We start from the raw sequence: 22202 nt of genomic DNA, 5'->3' as shown, positions 1-22202 counted from the left end.
TTTTGCTTTCAAAACAACTCGTATGTGCAAGATGCTCCGGCTGAGAAGCGGGAGCATTTTTATTTGGCCCATCGTCGAGGCACTGCGCCGCAAACGCTGCGAAACGCCTCAAGCGGCACCCCGGGGCTCATAAAAAAAGCGCCTGCCAAATGGCCGGCGCTTCTGATTTGGCAGGAATTCGCAAGAAGGCTCGCTACTCTACGGCCAGCGTGCGGCTGGCACGTTGGCCGCCGGCTTGCACTTGCAGGTGGTAGAGTCCCGGCGCTAAGCCCTGAAGTAGCAATTCGGCTACCAGCCCGGCGCTGCTCAGAGGCAGTTGCTGCGTGCGCACCGTGCGGCCCAGCGCATCGAGCAGGCGCAGGGTGGCCTGGGTGGCGCCGGGCACGGCGGGCAGGCGCACCGTGGTGCTGGCGTGGGCCGGGTTAGGGGCCAGGCTGAGGCCCGGCAGCGGGGTGGCATTGGCGGCGGCCAGCAGGGCGGCGTCATCAATGCCGGCCAGAAACGGCACGTAGCTGGTAGCCGGGTAGGTGAAAGGAATGTTGCCGAAAGTGGCCGCCGTGTACACGAAGCCGCCTAGGTAAAGCGTAGTGTTGCTGAGCGTGGCCACCTGGGCCTGGTCGTTGAAAAGACCGCCGGCTTTCTGGGCCCAATCGAAACGGGCGCTGGAGCCGAGGTCGGTGAGGCGGGTGGCGTAAATGTCGGGGTAGCCGTTGCTGCCGTTGTTGAACAGCGTTAGCGTGCCAATGCGCATCGTACTGCTGATGAAATTGCCCACCAGGTATACCTTCGAGCCGTTTGTGGCCAGGGCAGTGGCTTCGTCGCTTTCGCTGCCGCCCAGGCTTTGGGCCCAGGTCACGGAGCCGCTAGTGCCCGCGTCGGTGAGCTTGGCCAGGTAAACCTCGCCGCTGAATGGATTGCCCGAATTGGAAACAGTGTAAGCCCCCAAACGCAAAGTGGGCGAGAAAAACCCGCCCGTGACGTACACATTGCTGCCGCTGGCCGCCAGGGCGCTCACGTACTCGCCCGTGCCATTGCCGAGGCTTTGCACCCAGGCAAAATCGGGCGCCGTGCCGGTATCGGTAAACTTGGCTACGTACACGTTAAAGTCGGAGCCGGCATTCGGTAAACTCAAGCTGCCGAGGCTGAGAGTCGGGCTGCTGAAGCTGCCGGTGAGGTATACGTTGGGGCCGCTCACGGCCAGGGCCCGGCCGTTGTCGTTGTAGAGGCCACCCAGGCGCTGGGCCCAGGCAAAGGTGCCGGTGCTGCCCGCATCGGTGAGCCGGGCTACGTAGCCGTCGAAGGTGAAATTAGTGGGCGCGGCCTTGGCCAGGGTGGTGGCGCCGAAAGTGGCGGTAGGGCTCTGGAAGCTGCCCGTCAGGTAAACGTTGCTGCCACTCACTGCCAGGCTGTAGAGGTAGTCATTTTCGGCGCCGCCTGCTTGTTGAGCCCACTCAAAGCGGGCGGTGCTGCCGGCATCGGTCAGCTTGGCCACGAAAACATCGGCTATGCTGGTGCCCGGGGTGAGGGTGGTGAGCGTGGAGTTTCCGAAAGTGGCATTGAGGTAGAAACTACCGCCCACGTACACGCTGTTGCCGCTCACAGCCAGGCTGGATACTTCGTTGATGTGGCCGGAGGAGGCCGCCACCCACACGAAACTGCCGCTGACAGGGCTCCACTTGGCCACAAAAGCGTTTTCGCCGCCCACATTGGTCAGCGTGAACGCACCAAAGTTGACTGTGCCCCGAAAGCTGCCGGCCACGTACACGTTGCCGCTGCCATCGGCCGCCGTGGCCGACACATAACTGGAGTTGGTGCCGCCCGATGATTCTGAAACGGCAATGGCCGACTGCCAGTTGGGCGCCGTTTGGGCGCAGGCACTGCGTGTGCCCAGCCACAAGGCCAGCAAAAGCGCGAAGCGCAGCGTGAGTGAAGCCGCTGCGCCAGAACGTAGAGAAAGAAGCATAAAAAAGAAAGGAGGGTTGACCTGCAAAGATACCCTTGCCCCTTGGAGGGGTTGCCTGGGATGCGCTAGCGCTGTGTTAATAAATTAGTAATAAGATAATTGGAGTGCGGCAGGGACTTAGGCGCCTCATGGCAATACCACTTTACTGGCTGCTCGTTGGGCAGGGAGCGGTTGGGTTTTGAGCTTGGCACGTCAGCAGCACCATGGCGCTGCCGAAGCAGGCTGGTTTAGGTAAGTTGTTCGATAACTGCCGCCTGGTCTGGAAATTCCTGGGTGAGACGGGCGCGGTCGGCTAGCTCAAAATCTGCAAAATCGAAGCCGGGGGCCACCGTGCAGCTGACCAGTGCAAAGCCTGCGCCGCCCTTCACCCGCGCACCGAACCAGGTGTGCGCTGGCACCACGGCCTGGGGCAGTTCGCCCCTGGCCACATCATGGCCCAGCGTAAGGATGGTTAGCTGGCCGTTTTGCAACATCAGCACTTCCAGCGGCTGGCCCTGGTGGAAAAACCAGAGCTCGTCGGATTGGATGCGGTGGAAGTGCGAGCGATTATCGTTTTCGAGCAGGTAATAGATGGCGGTGCTCACGTTGCGCCGGGCGCCGTTTGCAGCTGTGGTTTGCAGCTCGGCCCGGTAGGTTTCGCGGTAGTACCCGCCCTCGGGATGGGGTTGCAGCTGAAGCTGCTGGATAAGGTCTTGGGCAGTGGTCATGGGGCCGAAGGTAAACAGGCGGTGGGGGAGGGCAGGCGGTGAACAAAACGGGGCACTGTTACAAAGGCTTTGGGAACGTTCCCGGCAACGATTGCGAGGATTTAATCGGGGTTTTCAGCACGGTGCAGGCTACTTGGCCGCGTATCTTTCTTCTGCTAAGAAGCACCTTTCAACCATCATCCCACCCAAGTTCATTCGTTCAAACTATGAACCCAATTCCTACCCTACGCGCCTTACTTACCGGCGCTTTCACGCTGCTACTGCTGGCCTGGTGCCCGCAGCTGTATGCCTACGACCTGACCGTGGCCAAAGACGGCACCGGCAACTACACCACCGTGCAAGCCGCCATCGACGCGGCCCCGACCGGGCGCACCGCGCCGTTCACCATCTTCATCAAGAACGGCCGCTACCGCGAGGTGGTGAACGTACCCGCTACCAAGCCTTTCATTCAGCTGGTGGGCGAAAACGTGGGCAGCACCGTCATCACCTACAACAACTCGGCCGGCACCATTGTGAATGGCGTGGCCCTGGGCACCCAGAACTCGGCTTCGGTGACCATCAACGCCGCCGATTTCTCGGCCATGAACCTGACGTTTGAAAACTCGTTTGGCGAGGCCGCTTCCAACGGGCAGGCCGTGGCCATTCTGGTGAACAACGACCGGGCGGCCTTCCGCAACTGCCGTTTCCTGGGCAACCAGGACACCATGTACCTGAAGGGCAACGGCACCCCGCGCCAGTATTTCCTGAACTGCTACATCGAGGGCAACACCGACTTCATCTTCGGCAGCGCCATTGCCCTGTTTGAGAACTGCAACGTGTACGCCAAGAACAAGGCCACGGCCTCGACCTCGTACATCGCCGTGCCCAACACGCCCACCGGACAGGCGTTTGGCCTCGTGTTCAAGAACTGCAACGTGACCGGGCACTCGGTGGCCGGCGGCACCCGCTACGACCTGGGCCGGCCCTGGCAGGCCAACCCCAAGGCCGCTTTCCTGAACTGCAACCTCTCAACGCCCCTCATTCTGGACGAAGGCTGGTCGCCGACCAGCTCGGCCGGCACGGCCACCATCCGCGACTCGTATTTCGTGGAATACCAAAACACCCACTTCAACGGTCGGCCCATCAACGTGAGCAGCCGCGTGCTGTCGGGCCAGGGCCTGACGCCCGTACAGCCGTCGTCGCAGCTCACCGCTGCCGAGGCTGCCACCTACACCAAGGCCAACATCCTGGGCACCTGGGACCCCTGCACGCTGATTGACTGCGCCACGCCGTTTGTGAAAACCGTCATCGTTAACAACTTCAAAGGCGTGAAGGGTACCAGCACCACCAACTCGACCTTCACCTGGAACACGAGCTGGCCCATCAGCGGCGACATCCTGAGCATCTTCCGCGCCACGGCCACGCCGCCGGCTGCCCTCGGCGCCTTCGCCGTGGTGGGCACCCAGACCGAGCCCAGCGACACCATTTTCAACTATTCCTTCGCTGATGCCATCCCGGCTTCGGGCAGCCTGTACAAGTATTTCGTGCGGGGCAGCAACGCCGTGCGTCAGATTTCGTCGGACACTGTGACCATCAGCAGCGCCCCGGCCATCGTGACGGTAGGCACCATCGGCAACTTCACGCAGCAGCTGGGTTCGGGTTCGCCGAGCCAGAGCGTGGCGGTTTCGGGCACCGACCTGGCCGGTAACGTGACGGTAACTGCTTCGGCCAACTACCAGGTTTCGCTCACCTCGGGTGGCACCTACACTAGCAGCGTGACGCTGACGCCCACCAGCGGCGCCCTGGCCAGCACCCCGGTATATGTGCGCCTGAACGCCACCACGGCCGGTACCTACCCCGGCACGCTGACGCTGACCAGCACCAACGCCTCCACCGTGGTGCTGAGCCTAAACGGCACGGCCATTGTGGCACCCACCGTTACTTCCAACATCCTGCAATTCTGGCCGCTGCGCGTGAATGCGGCCGATAGCGTCCAGGCCCGCAACTCTCGCCTGACGGCTTCCCTGCCCACACTCAAGCGTTTGTACCTGTCGAACGGTACCACTGCGCCCGCCATTCCGTCTTACTCGAACCAGTACGGCCAAGCGTTTGGCGCTTCGGCTAACGGCGACGGCACCTGGACCGCCGTGGGCGGCACCCTGAACCGCATGTACTACGAGCAGTTTACAATGACGGTAGCCGCTGGCGCCACCAACGTGCGCGTCGACTCACTCCTGTTCAACACGGCCTTTAATAACACCAGCTCCAATACCAAAATGGCCGTGGTGTACTCGCTCAACGGCTTCACCTCGCCGGCCGACTCCACCGAAATCACCGGCGTGACCGGCCCGGGCGGCGCCCAGGCCCTCACGGCCAGCGGCAACTTCAACCGCTCGTTCCCGCTGCTGAACCAGACCAACGGACCAACGGCCCTCTACCGCGTGGCCCTGAACGGCCCCAGCACCGCCAACCCCAGCGGCGGCGTGCTGGTGAATGCCGGCCAAACGCTGACCGTGCGCCTGTACTACGCTTGCGGCAGCACCGGCACCCCGCGCTACGCCATGCTCAAGAACTTCCGCATTAAGGGCGACGTGGTAGCCGCGCCGCTCGTGTCGAACGTGCTAGAGCACTGGCCGCTGCGCGTGAACAACACCGACAGCACCCAGATTCGCAGCAGCCGTGTAGTGCCCACCACGCCCACGCTCAAGCGCCTGTATTTGTCGAATGGCGCCACGACGCCCGCTTTCCCGGCATACTCGAACCAGTACGGCCAGGCCTTCGGCCCCAGCGCCAACGGCGACGGCACCTGGACCACGGTGGGCGGTACCCTGAACCGCGCTTATTACGAGCAGTTCACGCTGACCATGGCGGCTGGCTCGACGGCCCGGGTGGACTCGCTGCTGTTTAACTCGGCGTTCTATAACACCAGCTCCAACACCAAGATGGGGGTAGTGTACTCGCTGAACGGCTTTACCTCACCGGCCGACTCGACGGAAATCGCGGCCGGCACCGGCCCCAACGGCGCCCTGACTTTCACGGCCAGCGGCAACTTCAACAACTCGTTCCCGCTGCTGAACCAGACCAGCGGCCCCGTGGCCCTCTACCGCCTGGCCCTGCGCAACGGCGGCGTGACCATCCCCGGTGGCCAAACGCTGACCGTGCGCCTGTACTATGCCTGCGGCAGCACGGGCACCCCGCGCTACGCCATGCTCAAGAATGTGCGCTTCAAAGGCCTTGCTTCGGCCGTGCTGGCCACCACGTCGCAGGCCCTGAACGCCCAGGTGCAGGTGTTCCCGAACCCGGCTTCGACCTCGTTCTGGGTGCAGCTGCCGGCTGCTAGCAGCAAAACCGCCGTATCGGCCTCGCTCATCAACACGCTGGGCCAAACCGTACGGACGCAGCTGCTGAGCGCTGCTCCCGGCCAGGGCATCAACGCGGAGGTAAACGTGCGTGGCCTGGCTGCCGGCGTGTACACCCTGCGCCTGAATGTGAACGGCACGCCCGTGACGCGCAAAGTGGTGGTGGAATAACCCGCCGCGAAACGCAAGGAAAAGGCCAGCCCGGACGGGCTGGCCTTTTTTGTGCATGCTGTCAGCAGAAGTGTGCTAAAGAAGTAAAAAATATGAGATTTGCTTAAACTCCGCTGCGCCGGCTGCGTCTATGAGGTATTCGCTGACAATCCACTATTTAACCGCAGATTCATATGAAAACACCTCCACTTAAGTTGCTTTGGTTCTTGTTGCTCGTGTTGCTTTCAGCTCCCATGCCTAGCCAGGCGCAAGGTGGCCCCCGCCCACCCGAAGGCCGCCCGGGCGGCCGCGAGGTGAAAGCTTATTTTGAAGCCAGCGTGCTGCCCGTGCTACGCCAGCAGCGCCAGAAACTGGAGGCGCAGCTCGCCGCCGATGACCGCGCCCAGCTGGCCACCTACCGCAGACAGCTGCAAACGCTCAAGGAGAAAGGGCAGGCCCTGCGCCAGAGCCTTATGGCCGCCGATGCCCCCCAAGGCCGATTCCCGGAACTAACGGATGCGCAACGGGAGCAGTTCTTTCAACTTCGTAAGGAAACGCGCTCCATCATGACCAACGTGGCGCAAATAGCCCAGAAGTACGAAGCCAACATCACCAAGCTGGCCGAGGAAGTGCAGCCGCAAAAGGAGAAATGGACCGCTGACATCAAAGCCATAGTGGTGAAAAACGCCACGCCTGAGCAGCAGGAACACCTGGCAAAATTTGCCGGGCACTGGCGCGGCTACAGCGAAATGCACCGCTTCCTCCGCCCCGTGATGTTTCTGCTGATGGAGCCCGCCGCTACCGAGAGTACCGAACGCACCCTGGGCGCTACCAGCTTCTATCCCAACCCCGCCGCCGCCACCAGCCAGCTCGACTACGAGGTGAAAAAAGCTGGCCCCGTGACCGTCAACCTGCTCGATAAAAACGGCAACCAGCTCCGCACCCTCCTCAACGAGCCAAACGCCGAAAAAGGCGCCCACACTCAGACGCTCAACCTAAGCGACCTGCCCGCTGGCACCTACTACTATCAGATTATCACCACCGGCGCCAAGGAAACCAAGCGCTTCGTGAAGGAGTAAGGGCAAACTCGTCTGTCATTGCTAGGCGAAGCCTAAGCAATTTGTCCGGTCAACACCAGGCACGCCCTTTTAGCAGAAAGCCCTGGTACCGCAATGGCACTGGGGCTTTTTGTTGCTTGCCTGAATCGCGTGGTTGACACGAAACATGCTCACGTGAGCTCTATTACTCGCCATGCTCAGCCGGCTGCTGCTTGCCCGAAAGGGTAGCCCCCACGCTGGCTACCACGATAAAGCCCACCGCCAGCCATTGCCCCAGCGTGAGTTGCTCGCCGAGCAGCAGCCAGCCCGACAGGGCTGCCGCCACCGGCTCCAGGCTCATCAGGATACTAAAGGTGCGCGTGGGCAGGGTCTTCATGGCCTGCATCTCCAGCGAAAAAGGCAGTACGCTGGAAAACAAAGCCAGCAACGCCCCCAGCAGAAACAGGTGCGGCGTAAGTTTCAGCAGGCTGCCCCCGGCCGTCCCAAACGGCAGCACCAGCAAGGCCGCGAACAACATGCCCACCGCCACGGCCTGCGTGCCCGGCAGCACGGCGGCCGTGCGCCGGCCTAGCACGATATACACTGTCCAGCAGCCGCCTGCCGCCAGCGCCAGAGCCATACCCGGTAGGTCGAGGCCAGAGCCGCTCCACGGAGTAATGAGGGCAATGCCAGCGGCCGCCAGCAATGCCCACACCACATCGGTCCAACGCCGAGAGCCGCTAAGCGCCAGCCCCAACGGTCCCACGAATTCGAGCGTAACGGCCAGCCCGAGCGGAATGCGAGCCAGGGCGCAGTAAAACAAGAAGTTCATGGCCCCCAGGGCCAAGCCGTAGGGCACTACCGCCCGCCACTGCGCCGCCCGCAGCTGCCCCAGCCGGGGCCGCACCACCGCCAGCAGCACCAGCGCCGACAAGCCAATGCGCATGCTGGCCGTGCCCGCCGCGCCCAGCACCGGAAATAGCCCTTTGGCAATAGCGGCCCCGCCCTGCACACTCACAATGGCCAGCAGCACCGCGGGCACGGCCGGTACCGAGACGCGCGAAACAGAAGAAGTTGTCTGCATTAGATAGGGCCCTGCACCAAGTCGCCACTGAGGCGGCGGAGCTGAGTTTCGGCCTGCTTGGCCGAGTAGCGAATGTCGATGAGCCGGGTTTCGGCGTCGAGCTGGTTGCGCTGGGCCTCGCGTAGGGCCAGGGGCGTGAGCAGGCCCAGGCGGTAACGCTCCAGGGCAATGTCCACGTTTTGGCGGGCCAGGCGGATGTTGGCTTCTTCGAGGTCGAGCAGCTGCAGGAAGTTTTGATACTGCGCAAACGCCGTGGCCGCGTCGGCGTCGAGCTGCAGGTTGGTTTGGGCCAGACTGAGCTGGCTTTGCTCTTCTACCACGCGGGCGTTTTGCTCCTGGCGCCGCAGATTGAAGCCGTTAAAAATGGGCACCGAGGCCGTGATGCCGTAGTTCAACCCCTGCACCTGGTTGGTGCTGGTGGTGAGCACGGTGCCGGCAAATGCCGCGTTGTTGATGTTGCGCGTGAGCCCATAGCCCGACACCAGCCCGATTTGCGGAAAGCGCGAGGCCCGCACCAGCCGTCGGTCATACGTGGCTACTTCCGTGCCCAAGCGGGCCTGGGCCAGCCGCGGGTTGCGGGCCTTGATGCCTTCGGTGATGGCCGTTTCCTGCAGGTCACGCGTCACCACGAGGCTGTCGCTGGGCTCGAAATCGACGCGCGGCGCCCGGCCCAGCAGGTTGTTGAGCGCGATTTTGGCAGCCGACAGCGCCTGCTGCTGCTGCAGAAACAGGCTGCGGTCGGCGTTGTAGTCTACCTGGGCAGTCAGCACCTCCACCTTAGCACTCACGCCCACATCTACCTGGGCTTGGGTGAGGTCGATGCGGGCCTGGCCGATTTTCAGGGCTTCTTCCAGCGAGGTGATTTTACCGGCCTGCCGCACCACGTCGAAGTAGGCGTTGGTTACGGTTTCGATGGTTTCCTCCACCGTGGCGCGCGTGATTTGCTGCTGCTGCTGGCGCAGCGTCTTCAGCCGGTCGTAGGCAATGAACATGCCCAGGCCGTCGAACACCGTCCAGCCCAACGTCACGTTGGTATTGAAGGCGTTGGACGTGGCCCCGTTCACGATGCGCGGGTCGGCCGTCCCAAATTTCTGGTTGATGTTGTTGTTGTTGAACGTGCGGGTCAGGTTGCCCGTCAGGCTGGGCAGCTGGCCAGCGTTGCCGCGCGTCACGTTGTTCTGCGCAATCTGCTCATCTTGGCGCGACAGCAGAATGCCATAATTGTGCTGCAAGGCCTCGGCAATGGCCTGCTGCAACGACAGCCCCGGAGCCGTGGCCACCGAAGCCGGCCGTTTGAGCTGGCTCGGGCGGGCCGTGGGCACCTGCTGCGCCAGCGCGGCGAAGGGGAGAAGGGAAAAGAAAAGAAGCTGGGGGAATTTCATGGAAGGAGTAGCTGCCTCGAAAGGCAGTCATGCAGAGCGTAGCGAAGCATCTCGCGTGGGGTAGTAAATCAATCGAAGGAATTACTGCTGCAGGCGAGATGCTTCGCTGCGCTCTGCATGACGTTTTATCAAATTATGCCGTGACCGTTACAGGCTCGGCTTCCGCCGCGGCCTTTTTGGCCGAATGCTTCTTGGCCGTGGCGAAATACGAGTACATCACCGGCACCACAAACAGCGTGAGGCCGGTGGCAAACAGCAGGCCGCCCACCACGCCAATGCCCATGGCCCGGCGGCCCAGCGCGCCCGCGCCCTGTGCCATAGCAATGGGCAGAATGCCCAGCACGGCGCACAAACTCGTCATCAGAATGGGCCGGAAGCGGGCGGCCGAGCCTTCAATCAACCCGGTCATGTAGTCGGCGCCTTTTTCCACGCTCTGGTTGGCAAATTCCACGATGAGAATACCGTTTTTCGTCACCAGGCCCACCAGCATGATGATGCCGATTTGCGAGAACAGGTTCATGGTCTGGTTGAAATACCAAAGGCTGAACAAAGCGCCCGAGAGGGCCAGCGGCACCGTCACCATGATGATGCCGGGGTCGCGGAAGCTTTCGAACTGGGCCGCCAGAATCAGGTAAATCAGCACCAGCGCCAGCCCGAAGGCGAACAGCACCGAGGAGGAGCTTTCGGCAAAGTCGCGCGACTGTCCGGTGAGGGCCGTCGAGAAAGAGTCGTCCAGCAGCTTGTCGGCAATGGCCTGCATGGCCGCAATGCCCTCGCCCAAGGTCTTGCCTTTGGCCAGCGAGGCCGAGAACGTGGCCGCGTTGTAGCGGTTGAAGCGGTAGAGCTGCGGCGGCGTGCTCTTCTCCACCAGCGTAATCACGTTGTCGAGCTGCACGAGCTTGCCGGTGCGGCTTTTCACGTTCAGCGTGCGCACGTCGAGCGGCTGATTGCGGTTTTCGCGGGCCACCTGGCCGATAATCTGGTACTGCTTGCCGTTGCGAATGAAGTAGCCGTAGCGCTGCCCGCTGAGGCCGGCCTGCAGCGTCTGGCTGATGTCCTGCACGCTCACGCCCAGCGTCTGGGCCTTTTCGCGGTCAATTACCACGCGCAGCTCGGGCTTGTTGAACTTCAGGTTCACGTCCACGAAGCTGAAGGTTTTGTCGGCCAGCGCGGCTTCCAGAAACTTGGGCACGGCGGCCGTTAGCTTCTCAAAATCCTGGGTTTGCACCACGAAACCTACCGGCAAGCTGCCGCCGCGCCCGCCGCCCCCACCGGAGCTAATGCTCTGGTCCTGCGACACCGACACGCGGGCGCCGGTGTATTTCTTCACCGTAGCCGTCAGAATATCGGCCAGCTGCTGCTGCGAGTGCGGCCGCTGCTCGGGGTCTTTCAGCAGCACGCGGGCAATGGCCGAGTTGGCCGCGCCGCCGCTGCTGCCGCCGCCCGGCGAGGTCACCGTCAGGATGTTGTCGGCGTCCTGCTTCGAGCTGTCGGTCAATACAGCCGTCAGCGTCTTCATGTAGTCGTCCATGTACTCAAACGACGCGCCTTCCGGCGCCGTGGCGTTGATGCTGATGCGGTTGCGGTCTTCCACCGGCGCCAGCTCCGAGGGCAGGGTTTTCATGAAAAACCAGATGCCCACGCCCGTCAGGGCCACCAGACCCCAGGCCATCCAGCGCCGGTCGAGGAAGGAAATTAGCGCGCTGCGATAGCCGCTGGTGAGGCTCTGGAAGAAAGGCTCCGTCTTACGGTACAGCCAGTTGTGGCCGCCCTCGCGCTTGAGCAGCTTCGAGCACATCATGGGCGTTAGCGTGAGCGACACGAAGGCCGAAATCAGCACCGAGCCGGCCAGCACGATGCCAAATTCCCGGAACAGCTTGCCCGTGATGCCCGTCAGAAATACCACCGGCAAAAACACCGCCGCCAGTACGATGGTGGTCGAAATAACGGCCATTAGAATTTCCTCCGAGCCATTCTTGGCCGCTTCGAGCGGACTTTCGCCTTCCTCGATGCGACTGTAAATATTCTCTAGCACCACAATGGCGTCGTCTACCACCAGGCTGATGGCCAGTACGATAGCCAGCAAGGTCAGCACGTTGATGGTGAAGCCCATCAGGTCCATCACGAAGAAGATGCCGATGAGCGACACTGGGATGGCCACCACCGGAATGATGGTGGAGCGCCAGTCGCGCAGAAACAGGAAAATCACGACCACCACGAGCACGAAGGCCTCAATAATCGTGTCTTCTACTTCCGCAATCGAAGCTCGGATGAATACCGAGTTGTCGAAACCAGTGCTCACCTTCAAGTCTTTCGGCAAGTCGTTCTGGTATTGCTTCATCCGCTTGTTGAACTCGTCGGTGATGGCAATCTGGTTGGTGCCCGGCTGCGGAATGGCCATGATGCCCACCATCGGAATGCCGTTGCGGCGCAGGATGGTTTGGTCATTTTCGGGGTAAAGCTCGGCGTAGCCCACGTCGCTCAGGCGCACCAGTGAGGTGGGGTCGTTGCGGATAATCAAGTTGTTAAAATCCTCCACCGTGGAGAGGCGGCCCATGGTGCGCAGCGAGAGCTGGGTGCTCTGGCCCTGCACGGCGCCGCTGGGCAGTTCCACGTTTTCGCGGGCCAGGGCCTGCTGCACGTCCACGGGCGAGATGCCCAGCGCGGCCAGCTTCACGGGGTCGAGCCAGAGGCGCATGGAGTACTTGCGCTCGCCCCACACGCGGATTTCGCTCACGCCGGGAATGGTCTGGAGGCGCTCCTTGAGCACGTTGTTGGCGTAGTCCGTCAGCTCCAGCAGCGTGCGGGAGGAGGAGCTTAAGTAGCTCAGGATGATGGGGGAGGAGTCGGCGTTGGCCTTGCTCACGGTGGGCGGGTCCACGTCGCGCGGCAGGCGGCCCTGCGCGCTGCTCACCTTGTCGCGCACGTCGTTGGCGGCGGCTTCCAGGTCCACGTCGAGGTCAAACTCCACGGTGATGGTGCTGGCGCCGTCGCGGCTGGTGCTCGACAGGTTGCGGATGCCCGCAATGCCGTTGATGCCTTCTTCGAGCGGCTCTGTGATTTGTGATTGAATCACATCGGCCGAGGCGCCGGTGTAGCTGGTTTGCACCGTGATGATGGGCGGGTCGACGCTCGGGTACTCGCGGATGGCGAGCGAGCGGAACCCGATGACGCCAAAAATCACAATGAGCAAACTCATCACGATGGCGAGCACCGGCCGGTTGATGCTGACGGAGGACAGACTCATTTTTAGTTTGGTCTATAGCTAATGATTGCCTGTCATCCTGAGCGCAGCGAAGGACCTTCTCACGCAACAACGACTGGTCTAGCCGTGAGAAGGTCCTTCGCTGCGCTCAGGATGACAGGATAGAAATATTACTTCTGAATGGCCACTTTATCCCCGGCTTTCACCTGCAGGATACCGGTGCGAATGATGGTGTCGCCCACGGCCAGGCCCTTGGTAATCTGAATCACCTTATCCGAGCGCACACCGATGTTGACGGGCTGGATGGCAGCCTTGCCGTTTTTCACAGTAAACACCGTGTAGCCACTGGCCACGGGCACCACGGCTTCGGTCGGAATCTGCAGGGCTTCATCGGTTTCACCCAGCTCCAGGTTCACCTTCACGAAGCCGCCGGGGCGCAGCTCGGTATTCTTATTTGCATAGATGGCCCGCACCGGCAGCGTGCGCGACACCGGGTCAATCTGTGGGTTGATGGCGTACACTTTGGCCTCAATTTGCTTGGCGCTGGCCTCGTCGGTCACCATCACCGGGTCGCCCACCCGCACCGATTGAGCAAAGCGGCTCGGCACGTTGAAGTCAATCTTCACCGGCTGCACCCGCGAGAGCGTGGTGATGGCCGTGCCCGGCGACACATACGCGCCAATCGACGTGTTGCGCAGCCCCAGAATGCCGTCGAACGGGGCCCGTACGTAGGCCTTGGCCAGCGTCACGCGCAGGGCGGCTAGGTCGGCCTGGGCCGTGAGCAGGGCGTTTTGCGACTGCTCGTACTCCTGGCGGCTGATGTATTCCTTGGCTAGTAGCGTGCGTTGGCGCTGCTCCTGGTCGCGGTAGAGCTTGATGTTGTACTCCTGCTTTTGCAATTGGGCCTGCACGTCGGCCGCATTGATGGTGAACAGCAACTGGCCCTTGCGCACCGGCTTGCCTTCCTGAATGTTGAGGCTGGTGATTTTGCCGGATATCTCGCTCTGGATGGTCACCGACTCATCGGCAATGATGGAGCCGGTGGAAGCCACTTCGTCGGAGAGCTTGGTGGCGGCCACTACATATACCTGCACGGGCACTTTAGCGCCGGGGCCGCCCCCGCCGGGGCCTCCTTTGCCGCCCTTTCCGCCACCGGCCGCACCGCCTTTGCCGCCTTTCTCTCCGGCAGTCGGGCTGGGGAAATATTTCACCTTGGCCCAGGCCATGCCACCAATAATGAGAGCCGCCAGCAGCCAGCCTATCCAGCCGCGCTTGCGTTGCGGGGGCGTTTCCGGGGCGGGGGCGGGAGGCGGCGTTGCAGTAGGCGGCGGGGTAGCAGTGGTTTCCCAGTTTTTGGGCGGGGCAGTTGTTTGGTTTTCAGCAGGCATAGGGGGACAGAACGCACAAGCGGCGGCAGATGTTCGGTAGCTGGCTCGGCAGTAAGGAAATACAGGGAGAGCAGAGCCCGGCAAGAACTAGCAATAGGGCAAATTTGGCCCAAAAGGTTGCTTCGTCGGCCAAAAAATAGACGTAGAAGGCTGCCACGCTGACCGAAACTATCTTCGTCCCGATGAAGCCAACTGCCGACCCCAGCCCCGAACCGCGCAATTTTTTTCAGGACGTGCACGAAGTGGTGCGCCTCGTGCCCCGGGGCCGTGTCACCACCTACGGCGCCATTGCGCACTACCTGGGTGCCCGCCACGGCGCCCGCACCGTGGGCTATGCCATGATGGCCGCTCACACCGCCGACCAGTACGTGCCTGCCCACCGCGTGCTCAACCGCCTGGGCCACCTCACCGGCCGCCTGCACTACGCTACGCCCACGGCCATGCAGGAAGCCCTCGAAGCCGAAGGCATTCGGGTAGAGGAAGACCGGGTGGTCGATTTTGCGAAGTTGTTCTGGGACCCCAGCGTGGAGCTGGCTTAGCGGGCTTCCTGGCGCCGTTTTTCTAGGGCGTCTACCTCGGCCTCGCCCTGTTGGGCCGGCATGAGCTGCCAGGGCGTGAAGGCCGAAGTGGGCCACAACCGGATATAGGTGGCTGTGGCCGTGCTGGGCGTCAGCAGCAGGGCAGGGCCGCCCGGCGTGCCCAGCCCAATGCGCATGGCGCGGCCAAAGTGCGGCCAGGGAATCTCCAGGGTTTCGCCGGGCTGCAGCTGCCCAATCTGGTGGTCGTTCAGCAGCACGCGCTGCGGCTCGGCGCTGCCGCCCAGCGGGCGGTACACGTACACAAAAGCGGTGTCGCGCTTCACCACCTGGCCAGGGGCCGGAAAAGGCCCGGTTTGGCCCGTGCGCAAGTCGAGCGAATACACAATGGGCTGGCCCGTGTTGCCGGCCGGGCCGTAGTCGTAGAAGCCCCCGGAGGCGGCCCCCTGCATCGCATTGTTCAGGGCGCGGCGGTTAGCGGCCGTCACATCAAGCGGCGCGGCCCCTACAAACGTGTAAAAGTCGCTTTGCCGGGTGAGGGGGCGGTAGTAGTTTATCTGGCGGAAATAAGCCTGGCGGCCATCCGAAAAGCCCCACACTTCTTTGCTCGGAATCCGGTCGCCTTTGGCCGTGCGCATGCGGGCGCGCAGCACGGGGGTGCCCTTCCATTCTGAGCTGTTGCCGGTGGGCACGCCTGGCTCCAGCACCGTCGTCACGCCGTGCACCCCCACGGTGTCGATGTGCAGCTCGGCGGTGGTGTCGGGCTGGTTGGCCAGGAACTGCTCGATGGTGAAGTACAAGCCGCGCCGGGGCGTGGCGGCCCGCAAGATGGCCGGCCGGGCCATGCCGCGCGGCTTGTCGCTGGCCAGCTGGGCTAGGCTGCGGGCGGGCTGGGGCCGACCCCAGTCGGTGGGCAGCACCTGCAGCAGGCTGATGCACAGTGCCGAAGCCAGGTGCTCGGCGTGGTCGCTGTTGTCGCCGATGCCCCGGTCGCTGACGCGGCCGGCCACGGTGCGCACAAAGTGGTAGCCATCGGACTGGTGCTCGTAGATGTCGGCCACCAGGTCGGCGCTGGCAATGGCCCCTTTGGCGGTACCCCGCACGGTTTCATTCACCCCCAGCTGGCGCACGCACAGCACCACCGTGTGGTCGGTGGGCCGCTTCGGGAACTGCTGTTGCAACCAGGTGCCAAGCTCGGCCTCCAGGCTCTGACGGAAAAGCACGGGGGCTTGCTTGTCGTACATGCCCCGGTATATCATGCCGATGGGTGGGCGGCCGGCGCGGCCGTCCACCACCTGCTCAATGTAAAATGTGCGCTCCGGCAGCGTAATGCGTCGCTGGCTCAGGTCGAGAATGTAGGCTTTCGCGCGCAGGGCCGAAGGGGCGGTTTGCGCCGCAGCCGGCACAGCTCCGGCGTAGGCCAGCAGCAGGGCCAGCCCGCGCAAGGCCCGCCACCACTTGGCCGCGGCTTGCTGTTTTGCGCTTTTGGGGGCTGGGTAGAAAGAAAGCGTGTGGCTCATCTGCCAAAACTACTGACTTTGATTGGCCTTGAAAAGAAGCTGCGACAATGCTGCTCAGCGGGCCGCGCGTTGCTGTGCCGGAATGGGCTTCAGCAAACTTTCATGCAGACTTAAATAAGGCGCCTCATAGCCAGCCCCGGCCGGCTGATTATCTTTGTAGCCCCCGGCGTGTGCCGGTAGGTCTTTTATTAGATATGAAGCACTTTATTACTGCTCTATTTGCCGTGTTGCTGTCCTTGCCGGCACTGGCTCAGAACACGTTTTCCATCCGGGGGCGCGTGCTTGACAAAGTGACGGGTGAAACCCTGCCCGGCGCCACAGTGCAGGTTTCGGGCAACGGCCAGAACACCGGCGCCGGCGCCGACACCGAAGGCGGCTACAAAATCGGCAACCTGCCGGCCGGCACCTACACCGTGCAGGCCAGCTTCATCGGTTACAAGCCGAATACCCAAACGGTGAAGATTTCGACCCAGAGCGTGGTGGTCACCTTCTCCCTCAGCTCCGACAACGCCAGCCTGGAGGAAGTGCAGGTGGTGGCCAGCCAGGCTCAGGAGCGCCAAACGCCGGTGGCCTTCTCGGCCGTGAACGAGGTGAAGCTGCGCGAAACCCTCTCGAACCGCGACCTGCCCATGATTCTCAACGAGACGCCCGGCGTGTACGCCACCCAGGGCGGCGGCGGCACCGGCGACTCGCGCATCAACGTGCGCGGCTTCGACCAGCGCAACGTGGCCGTGCTCGTAAACGGCGTGCCCGTGAACGACATGGAAACCGGCCAGGTGTTCTGGTCGAACTGGGATTTGGGCGACGTCACCAAGTCCTTGCAAGTGCAGCGCGGCCTGTCGGCCTCGAAAATTTCCGTGCCCTCGGTGGGCGGCAGCATCAACGTTCTCACCCGGGGATTCGACGACAAAAAATCGGTGCTGGCCCGCGTGGAAGGCGGCTCCAATAATTACCAGAAGTATTCGCTCATGCTGAGCTCGGGCCAGCTGAAGGGCGACTGGGCCGTGACCGTGTACGGCTCGCGCCGCACCTCCGACGGCTGGGTTGACAAAGCTTTCGACGACGCCTGGACCTACTTCGGCAACGTGAGCAAGCGCATTGGCAAGCACAACTTGTCGCTCACGGGCATGGGCTCGCCGCAGCGGCACGGGCAGCGGGCTTTCCCTGTAGCCGTGAGCACCATTTCCTACGAAAAAGCCCGTGAGCTGGGCGTGCCGGACATCTTGCTGGACCGTACCGGTGACCGTGGCTTCAAGTACAACCCCTACTGGGGCACCCTGGACCGCTATACCCTCAACAACGGCGTGAAAACCAGCAACGGCCAGGAAGTGCTGAACGAGCGCACCAACTTCTACCACAAGCCCCAGATTAACCTGAACGATTTGTGGCAGGTGAACGACCGGTTCTTCATTTCCACGGTGCTTTATGCCTCGTATGGCAACGGCGGCGGCAGCACCGGCCTCACCAGTGGCAACTCAAGCACCTTGGCCCAACGCAACGGCCAAACCGATTTCCAGGGCATCTACAACGCCAACATCCGCAACTACCCTACGCAACGCAATGCTACCACTGGCCGCATCGATACCCTGTATGGCCAGCCCCGGGCGGCCACGGCCATGCTCGTCAATGCCGTGAACAGCCACCGTTGGTACGGCTTCGTGTTGGGTGGCGACTACTTGCTGACCGACAAGCTCACGCTGTCGGCCGGCCTTGACGGCCGCACGTACACGGGCCTGCACTACCGCGAAGTCCGCGACCTGCTCGGGGCCGACTACGCCGCGCCTATCAACAACGCCAACGCGCCCGCCGGCACCCGCCTGGGCGTGGGCGACAAAATCAGTTACAACTACGACGGCAACACGCGCTGGCTGGGGGGCTACTCGCAGCTGGAGTACAAAACCCCGCTGGTATCGGCCGTGGTGAGCGCCACGCTGTCGCAGGTGAGCTACCGCCGCATCGATTATTTCCAGAAGACGCAAGCCGACGGCAGCCCTGTGCAAACCGACTGGGCGCGCTTCAAGGGCTACAGCGTGAAGGCGGGCGTTAACTACAACGTCACGGAGCACGACAACCTCTTTGCCAACGTGGGCTACAACAGCCGGGTACCGTTCTTCAACCAAGTGTACACCACGCAGGGCATCGCCTACCCCAACGTGCGCCCCGAAGGCATTACCAGCTTTGAGGTGGGCTACGGCATCAATTACCCCAGCCTGAAAGCTACGTTGAACGCCTACTACACGCTGTGGAACAACAAGTCGACCAACTCCTATAACTCGACCGACCGGATTTATACCACGGTGCGCAACGTGAACGCCCGACACGCCGGCATCGAGCTGAGCGTGGCCCAGGAAATCAGCCGCCGCCTGCAGCTGAACGCGGCCATCGCCCTCGGCGACTGGCGCTGGACCGGCCAGGGCCTGGCCAACTACACCGACGAAGCGGGCTTCCTCATTCCCGGCCGCCCGGTAGACCAGCCGGTATACCTCAACAACGTGCACGTGGGCGACGCCGCCCAAAACCAGTTCCAGATGGGCCTGCGCTACGAGCCCTTCCGCGGGGCTTACATCCGGCCGTCGTTCCTGCTGTTCACCAAGTACTACAGCAGCTTCAACCCCGAAACCATCCTCGACCCCACCACCAGCACCGACTCGTACCGCCTGCCCACCTCCCGCAACCTCGACATTCACTTTGGCTACGATTTCAAGCCCGTGCTCAAAGAGCGGGTGCGCCTCGGCTTCAAGGGCTCCGTGCTGAACGTGTTGAACGAGTTCTATTTCACGGACGTGTCGAACCGTTCGAGCTCCAACACCAGCAGCCTGAACCTGCTGCAGGCATTCTTCAACCGCGGCCGCACGTTCACGCTCGGCCTCTCGGCCACGCTGTAGGGTAAGAAAGGCAGATAGAAAGAGGGGGAGACGGGGAGTTTGATGTTCAAATGGCGCGGTCAGCGTCGCCAAAACATCAAACTCCCCGTCTCCCCCTCTTTCTATCTGCCTTTTATTATTTACCTATTTCCGGCTGCAGCAGCGGCCAGAACGGCGCTGCGCATTTCTTCGGGTGAGGTGTTTTTCACCAGGTAGCTGTGGGCGCCTTCGGCCAGCACGGTGCTCACCAGCGAGGGGTCGTCGTGCATGGAGATGATGACGACGCGCACGTTGGGAAACTGCGTGCGGAGCAGGCGGGTGGTTTGCAGGCCGTCGAGGATGGGCATTTGCATGTCCATGAGCACCACGTTGGGGCGGCTGCCCTGGTCGAGCAGCTCGAGCAGCTCCTGGCCGTTGCCGGCTTCGCACACCACCTCGATGCCCGCGTAGCCGCTGAGCAAGGCGCGCAGGCCTTTGCGAAACAGGATGTGGTCGTCGACGATGGCTAGCCGTACGGTACCGGCCCCGGCCGCGGAAGCAGAGGAAGTATTCATGAGTTAAGCGTAAAAGTGGGGGTGGGCGTGCCGGCTGGCAGCAGCGTCACAGGCAAAATGGCCTCGACGCGCGTGCCGGCGCCCGGTTCGGAATGATAATGCAACTGGCCACCCAGTACGGCCACGCGGCTGCGCAAATTGATGAGGCCCATGCCCACGGGCTGGCCGTGGGGCCCGGGCGGCGGCATCTCTTCCAGCGCCGCCAGGTCGAAGCCCCGGCCGTCGTCGGAATAAGTGAGGGTGAGCAGGCCCGGGGTGGCGCCCACTCGCAGCAAAATATGCGGCGCCTGGGCGTGCGTCAGGCCGTTGGTGAGCAGCTCTTGGGCAATGCGGTACACCATCAGCTCGTGCGGGGGGATGAGGCGGCCGAGCTGGCCCTCCTGCTCCAGGCGCACCTCGGGGCCGTGGTCGGCGGGCACGGCCTGCACCAGCGCACGTAGCGCCTGAGCCAGGCCTAGCTGCTGCAAGGTGGCCGGCTGCAGGTTGCGCGAAATGCGGCGCACTTCGGCCACGGCCTGGTCGATGAGGGCGCTGGCTTCGGGAGCCGGCGGGCTGCCCGGGGCAAATAAGTGCAGCTTGGCCAGCGCCAGAATAGTACCCACGCCGTCGTGCAACTCGCCGGCAATGCGTTGGCGCTCATCTTCCTGGGCTACCAGCGCTGCGGCTAGGGCCTGCTGCTGCGCAGCTTCCTGCAGCTGGGCCAACTCTTGCTGCTGCCGGAGCTGCCCGCGTTGGTAGCGTACCACGAACCACACCAGCCCGAGCACGAGCAAGAGTAAAGTAGGAGTAAGTAGCAACAGCGGGAAAAATGAGTTCACATGAAAGCTCCGTAGCGAGCCGGACGCGCAAAGTAGTAGAAAAAAGCCACCAAACCGTCGGGCCCTGCCCAAGCTCCGGGATTTGTAGCGCAGAGGCCAAGGTAGAGGTTGCAGCGAAAGAATATTCGCAAAGCCAAGCCTCCTTCCCCTCGGGGGAGCGAAGGAAAGAAAGGTTATAAATAAATCTGCTTATTAATAAGCAGTTATGCCCGCGCTGGCTGCACCGCCAGCGCGGGCCGTGTGGCCGCCTTGGCCGCCGTGCGCCTGGCGCGCCGGAAAGCAAGGGTCAGGAACACGTTGAATACCAGGCCCAACGTGGCAGATACCAAAGCCTTGGAACTCTGGTCGTAAATAGTGACTGAAAAATAGTCGAAACTAAATGCCGTGACTGTGCCTGCCGAGTAAAGCAGCTGCCCCACGCTGAGCAGCCAAATGGGGTCTTGCCAGGTCCGGCGGAGAGCTGGGCGGATGATGGTTTGCTCCAGGTACAACATGGCAAATCCCGCTAGCACCGCGCATTGGGTCAGCCGGGCACAGGTGACACCGGCGTAGGTATCGTAGCTGAATACGGAGAGGACGCACAGCATCGCCACCAGCGAGGTGTTGAGCACCACCCGCCGCAGAGGCGCCGACTCCATTACTAAATAGTAAACCGCTCCCAGCAGCAGCGTTTTACCGAGGTTGAACCCAGCAAGAAACCAATAATTGGTTGCAAAAACCGATGGGTAGAGGAAATTGATGCCAAACGAGCAAAAAGCCGACAGGTACACGTAGTTGCTCAGCAGCTTCACTGCGGGAGCAAAGTGCTTTCGGCGCATCCACACCATGGCCATGGGCACAATGATGCTGGCCTGATTCAAATGCATCAGCCATTTGCTTAACGCATTAAGTTGTTCGGGACTCATAGCAGGTCAAGCAGGAAAAGGCGTTGAGTCAGCTATTGAGCACGTTGCTTATGCCCATGGTCGGCGGGCCAGACGTTCCTTCGTCTGCCACTAAGTAGCCATCGCCAATCAGGTCGTCTTCCTGCTCATTGGCACTCACTGCCACCAGGCTGGTTGTTTCGCCATTTAGGGCGAAGTAAAAGCGAATGCCCTGTGAGTTTGGCTGTTCCAGCAGCTTGCGCAGGATGTTTGCTCCCACGAACGTGCACTGCGTCTTGCCGGGATTGGCCTCCCGATAAGCCTTGGTCATCTCAGCTGCTCTGCTCAAGGAAATCTCGTTGCCTTCGGTACCGTTAAATGGCATAAAACCGTGGGTGATTTTATTGAATTAAAAAAAGTTTGATTTGGATGTACGGGCCAAATATAGAGAGTTGATTTAATAAAAAAAGGCGATATAGAAAAAATTACCACGCGCGGCCGGGCCCGCCAGTCAGGTGGTCGTGGTCGTCCTCGTCGCTCTCTTCAAACTCGTCTTCCGCTTCGTCGTCCGTCCGTTCGTCGGCATCGTCTTCGTCGTCAAGGGTATCGAATACGCGGTCGAGGGAAGCCTCGGCGTGACGGAGCTTGCGGCGGCACAGCCGGATGAGTTCGGCCGAGCGCTCGACGCGGGCCGTGAGGTCGTCTACGTCCACGGAGTCGGTTTCGAGGGCGCGCAAAATGGTTTCTAATTCGTCAATGGCTTCGCGGTAGGTCATTTTTCTCGGTGAGCAGT

At 62.1% G+C, this 22202-nt stretch carries 16 protein-coding genes; 4 read left to right on the top strand and 12 right to left on the bottom strand.

The window, feature by feature from the left end:
- Positions 1-193 precede the first annotated feature (193 nt).
- Entirely contained in the window at positions 194-1963 is a 1770-nt protein-coding gene (locus I2I01_RS16910) for a T9SS type A sorting domain-containing protein (RefSeq protein ID WP_196287692.1), read from the bottom strand.
- A 227-nt stretch (positions 1964-2190) separates the two neighbouring features.
- Positions 2191-2670, bottom strand: a complete 480-nt coding sequence (locus I2I01_RS16905) for a cupin domain-containing protein (RefSeq protein WP_196287691.1) — start codon at positions 2668-2670, stop codon at positions 2191-2193.
- A gap of 206 nt (positions 2671-2876) precedes the next feature.
- Here I2I01_RS16905 and I2I01_RS16900 point away from each other — a divergent pair, with 206 nt between their 5' ends.
- Both I2I01_RS16900 and I2I01_RS16895 read left to right on the top strand, forming a co-directional pair.
- Positions 2877-6179, top strand: a complete 3303-nt coding sequence (locus tag I2I01_RS16900) for a pectinesterase family protein (protein ID WP_196287690.1) — start codon at positions 2877-2879, stop codon at positions 6177-6179.
- Positions 6180-6352: 173 nt separating this feature from the next.
- Entirely contained in the window at positions 6353-7237 is an 885-nt protein-coding gene (locus I2I01_RS16895; RefSeq protein ID WP_196287689.1) for a T9SS type A sorting domain-containing protein, read from the top strand.
- Between the two features lie 163 nt (positions 7238-7400).
- On the opposite strand, the gene I2I01_RS16890 is transcribed toward I2I01_RS16895, so the two are convergent.
- The 4 genes from I2I01_RS16890 to I2I01_RS16875 form a co-directional block, all read right to left on the bottom strand.
- Positions 7401-8279, bottom strand: coding sequence for an EamA family transporter (locus I2I01_RS16890; RefSeq protein WP_196287688.1), 879 nt, complete (start codon positions 8277-8279; stop codon positions 7401-7403).
- Positions 8279-9661: a TolC family protein gene (locus I2I01_RS16885; RefSeq protein WP_196287687.1), complete on the bottom strand. Its 1383-nt coding sequence runs from the start codon at positions 9659-9661 to the stop codon at positions 8279-8281. Before I2I01_RS16885 ends, I2I01_RS16890 begins: the two co-directional genes overlap by 1 nt.
- Before the next feature lie 133 nt (positions 9662-9794).
- Positions 9795-12908 (bottom strand): efflux RND transporter permease subunit, encoded by a 3114-nt coding sequence (locus I2I01_RS16880; RefSeq protein ID WP_196287686.1) that lies wholly within the window; start codon positions 12906-12908, stop codon positions 9795-9797.
- Between the two features lie 128 nt (positions 12909-13036).
- Positions 13037-14254 (bottom strand): efflux RND transporter periplasmic adaptor subunit, encoded by a 1218-nt coding sequence (locus tag I2I01_RS16875; RefSeq protein ID WP_196287685.1) that lies wholly within the window; start codon positions 14252-14254, stop codon positions 13037-13039.
- 182 nt (positions 14255-14436) lie between these two features.
- Between I2I01_RS16875 and I2I01_RS16870 the strand changes: the two genes are divergently transcribed.
- Positions 14437-14793, top strand: a complete 357-nt coding sequence (locus I2I01_RS16870; protein WP_196287684.1) for an MGMT family protein — start codon at positions 14437-14439, stop codon at positions 14791-14793.
- On the opposite strand, the gene I2I01_RS16865 is transcribed toward I2I01_RS16870, so the two are convergent.
- Entirely contained in the window at positions 14790-16310 is a 1521-nt protein-coding gene (locus tag I2I01_RS16865) for a hypothetical protein (protein WP_196287683.1), read from the bottom strand. The two genes, I2I01_RS16870 and I2I01_RS16865, sit on opposite strands and share 4 nt — an antisense overlap.
- A gap of 194 nt (positions 16311-16504) precedes the next feature.
- On the opposite strand from I2I01_RS16865, the gene I2I01_RS16860 reads away from it, so the two are divergent.
- Positions 16505-19195, top strand: coding sequence for a TonB-dependent receptor (locus I2I01_RS16860; RefSeq protein ID WP_196287682.1), 2691 nt, complete (start codon positions 16505-16507; stop codon positions 19193-19195).
- A 119-nt stretch (positions 19196-19314) separates the two neighbouring features.
- Here the strand turns inward: I2I01_RS16860 and I2I01_RS16855 are convergent, their stop codons facing one another.
- From I2I01_RS16855 to xseB, 5 genes are all read right to left on the bottom strand, one after another.
- The gene (locus tag I2I01_RS16855; RefSeq protein ID WP_196287681.1) at positions 19315-19728 is read right to left on the bottom strand and encodes a response regulator; all 414 of its coding nucleotides are present in this window, start codon (positions 19726-19728) and stop codon (positions 19315-19317) included.
- Positions 19725-20546: a sensor histidine kinase gene (locus I2I01_RS16850; protein ID WP_196287680.1), complete on the bottom strand. Its 822-nt coding sequence runs from the start codon at positions 20544-20546 to the stop codon at positions 19725-19727. Before I2I01_RS16850 ends, I2I01_RS16855 begins: the two co-directional genes overlap by 4 nt.
- A gap of 203 nt (positions 20547-20749) precedes the next feature.
- Positions 20750-21451 carry a hypothetical protein gene (locus I2I01_RS16845; RefSeq protein ID WP_196287679.1) on the bottom strand — a complete coding sequence of 234 codons (702 nt, stop codon included), beginning with the start codon at positions 21449-21451 and terminating at the stop codon, positions 20750-20752.
- Positions 21452-21479: 28 nt separating this feature from the next.
- Positions 21480-21794 carry a hypothetical protein gene (locus tag I2I01_RS16840; RefSeq protein ID WP_196287678.1) on the bottom strand — a complete coding sequence of 105 codons (315 nt, stop codon included), beginning with the start codon at positions 21792-21794 and terminating at the stop codon, positions 21480-21482.
- A gap of 100 nt (positions 21795-21894) precedes the next feature.
- Positions 21895-22185: an exodeoxyribonuclease VII small subunit gene (gene xseB / locus I2I01_RS16835; RefSeq protein ID WP_196287677.1), complete on the bottom strand. Its 291-nt coding sequence runs from the start codon at positions 22183-22185 to the stop codon at positions 21895-21897.
- Between the last annotated feature and the right edge of the window lie 17 nt (positions 22186-22202).

The organism is Hymenobacter properus, from assembly GCF_015694735.1.
Classification (GTDB): domain Bacteria; phylum Bacteroidota; class Bacteroidia; order Cytophagales; family Hymenobacteraceae; genus Hymenobacter; species Hymenobacter properus.
This window is presented reverse-complemented; position numbering and strand designations above follow the sequence as displayed.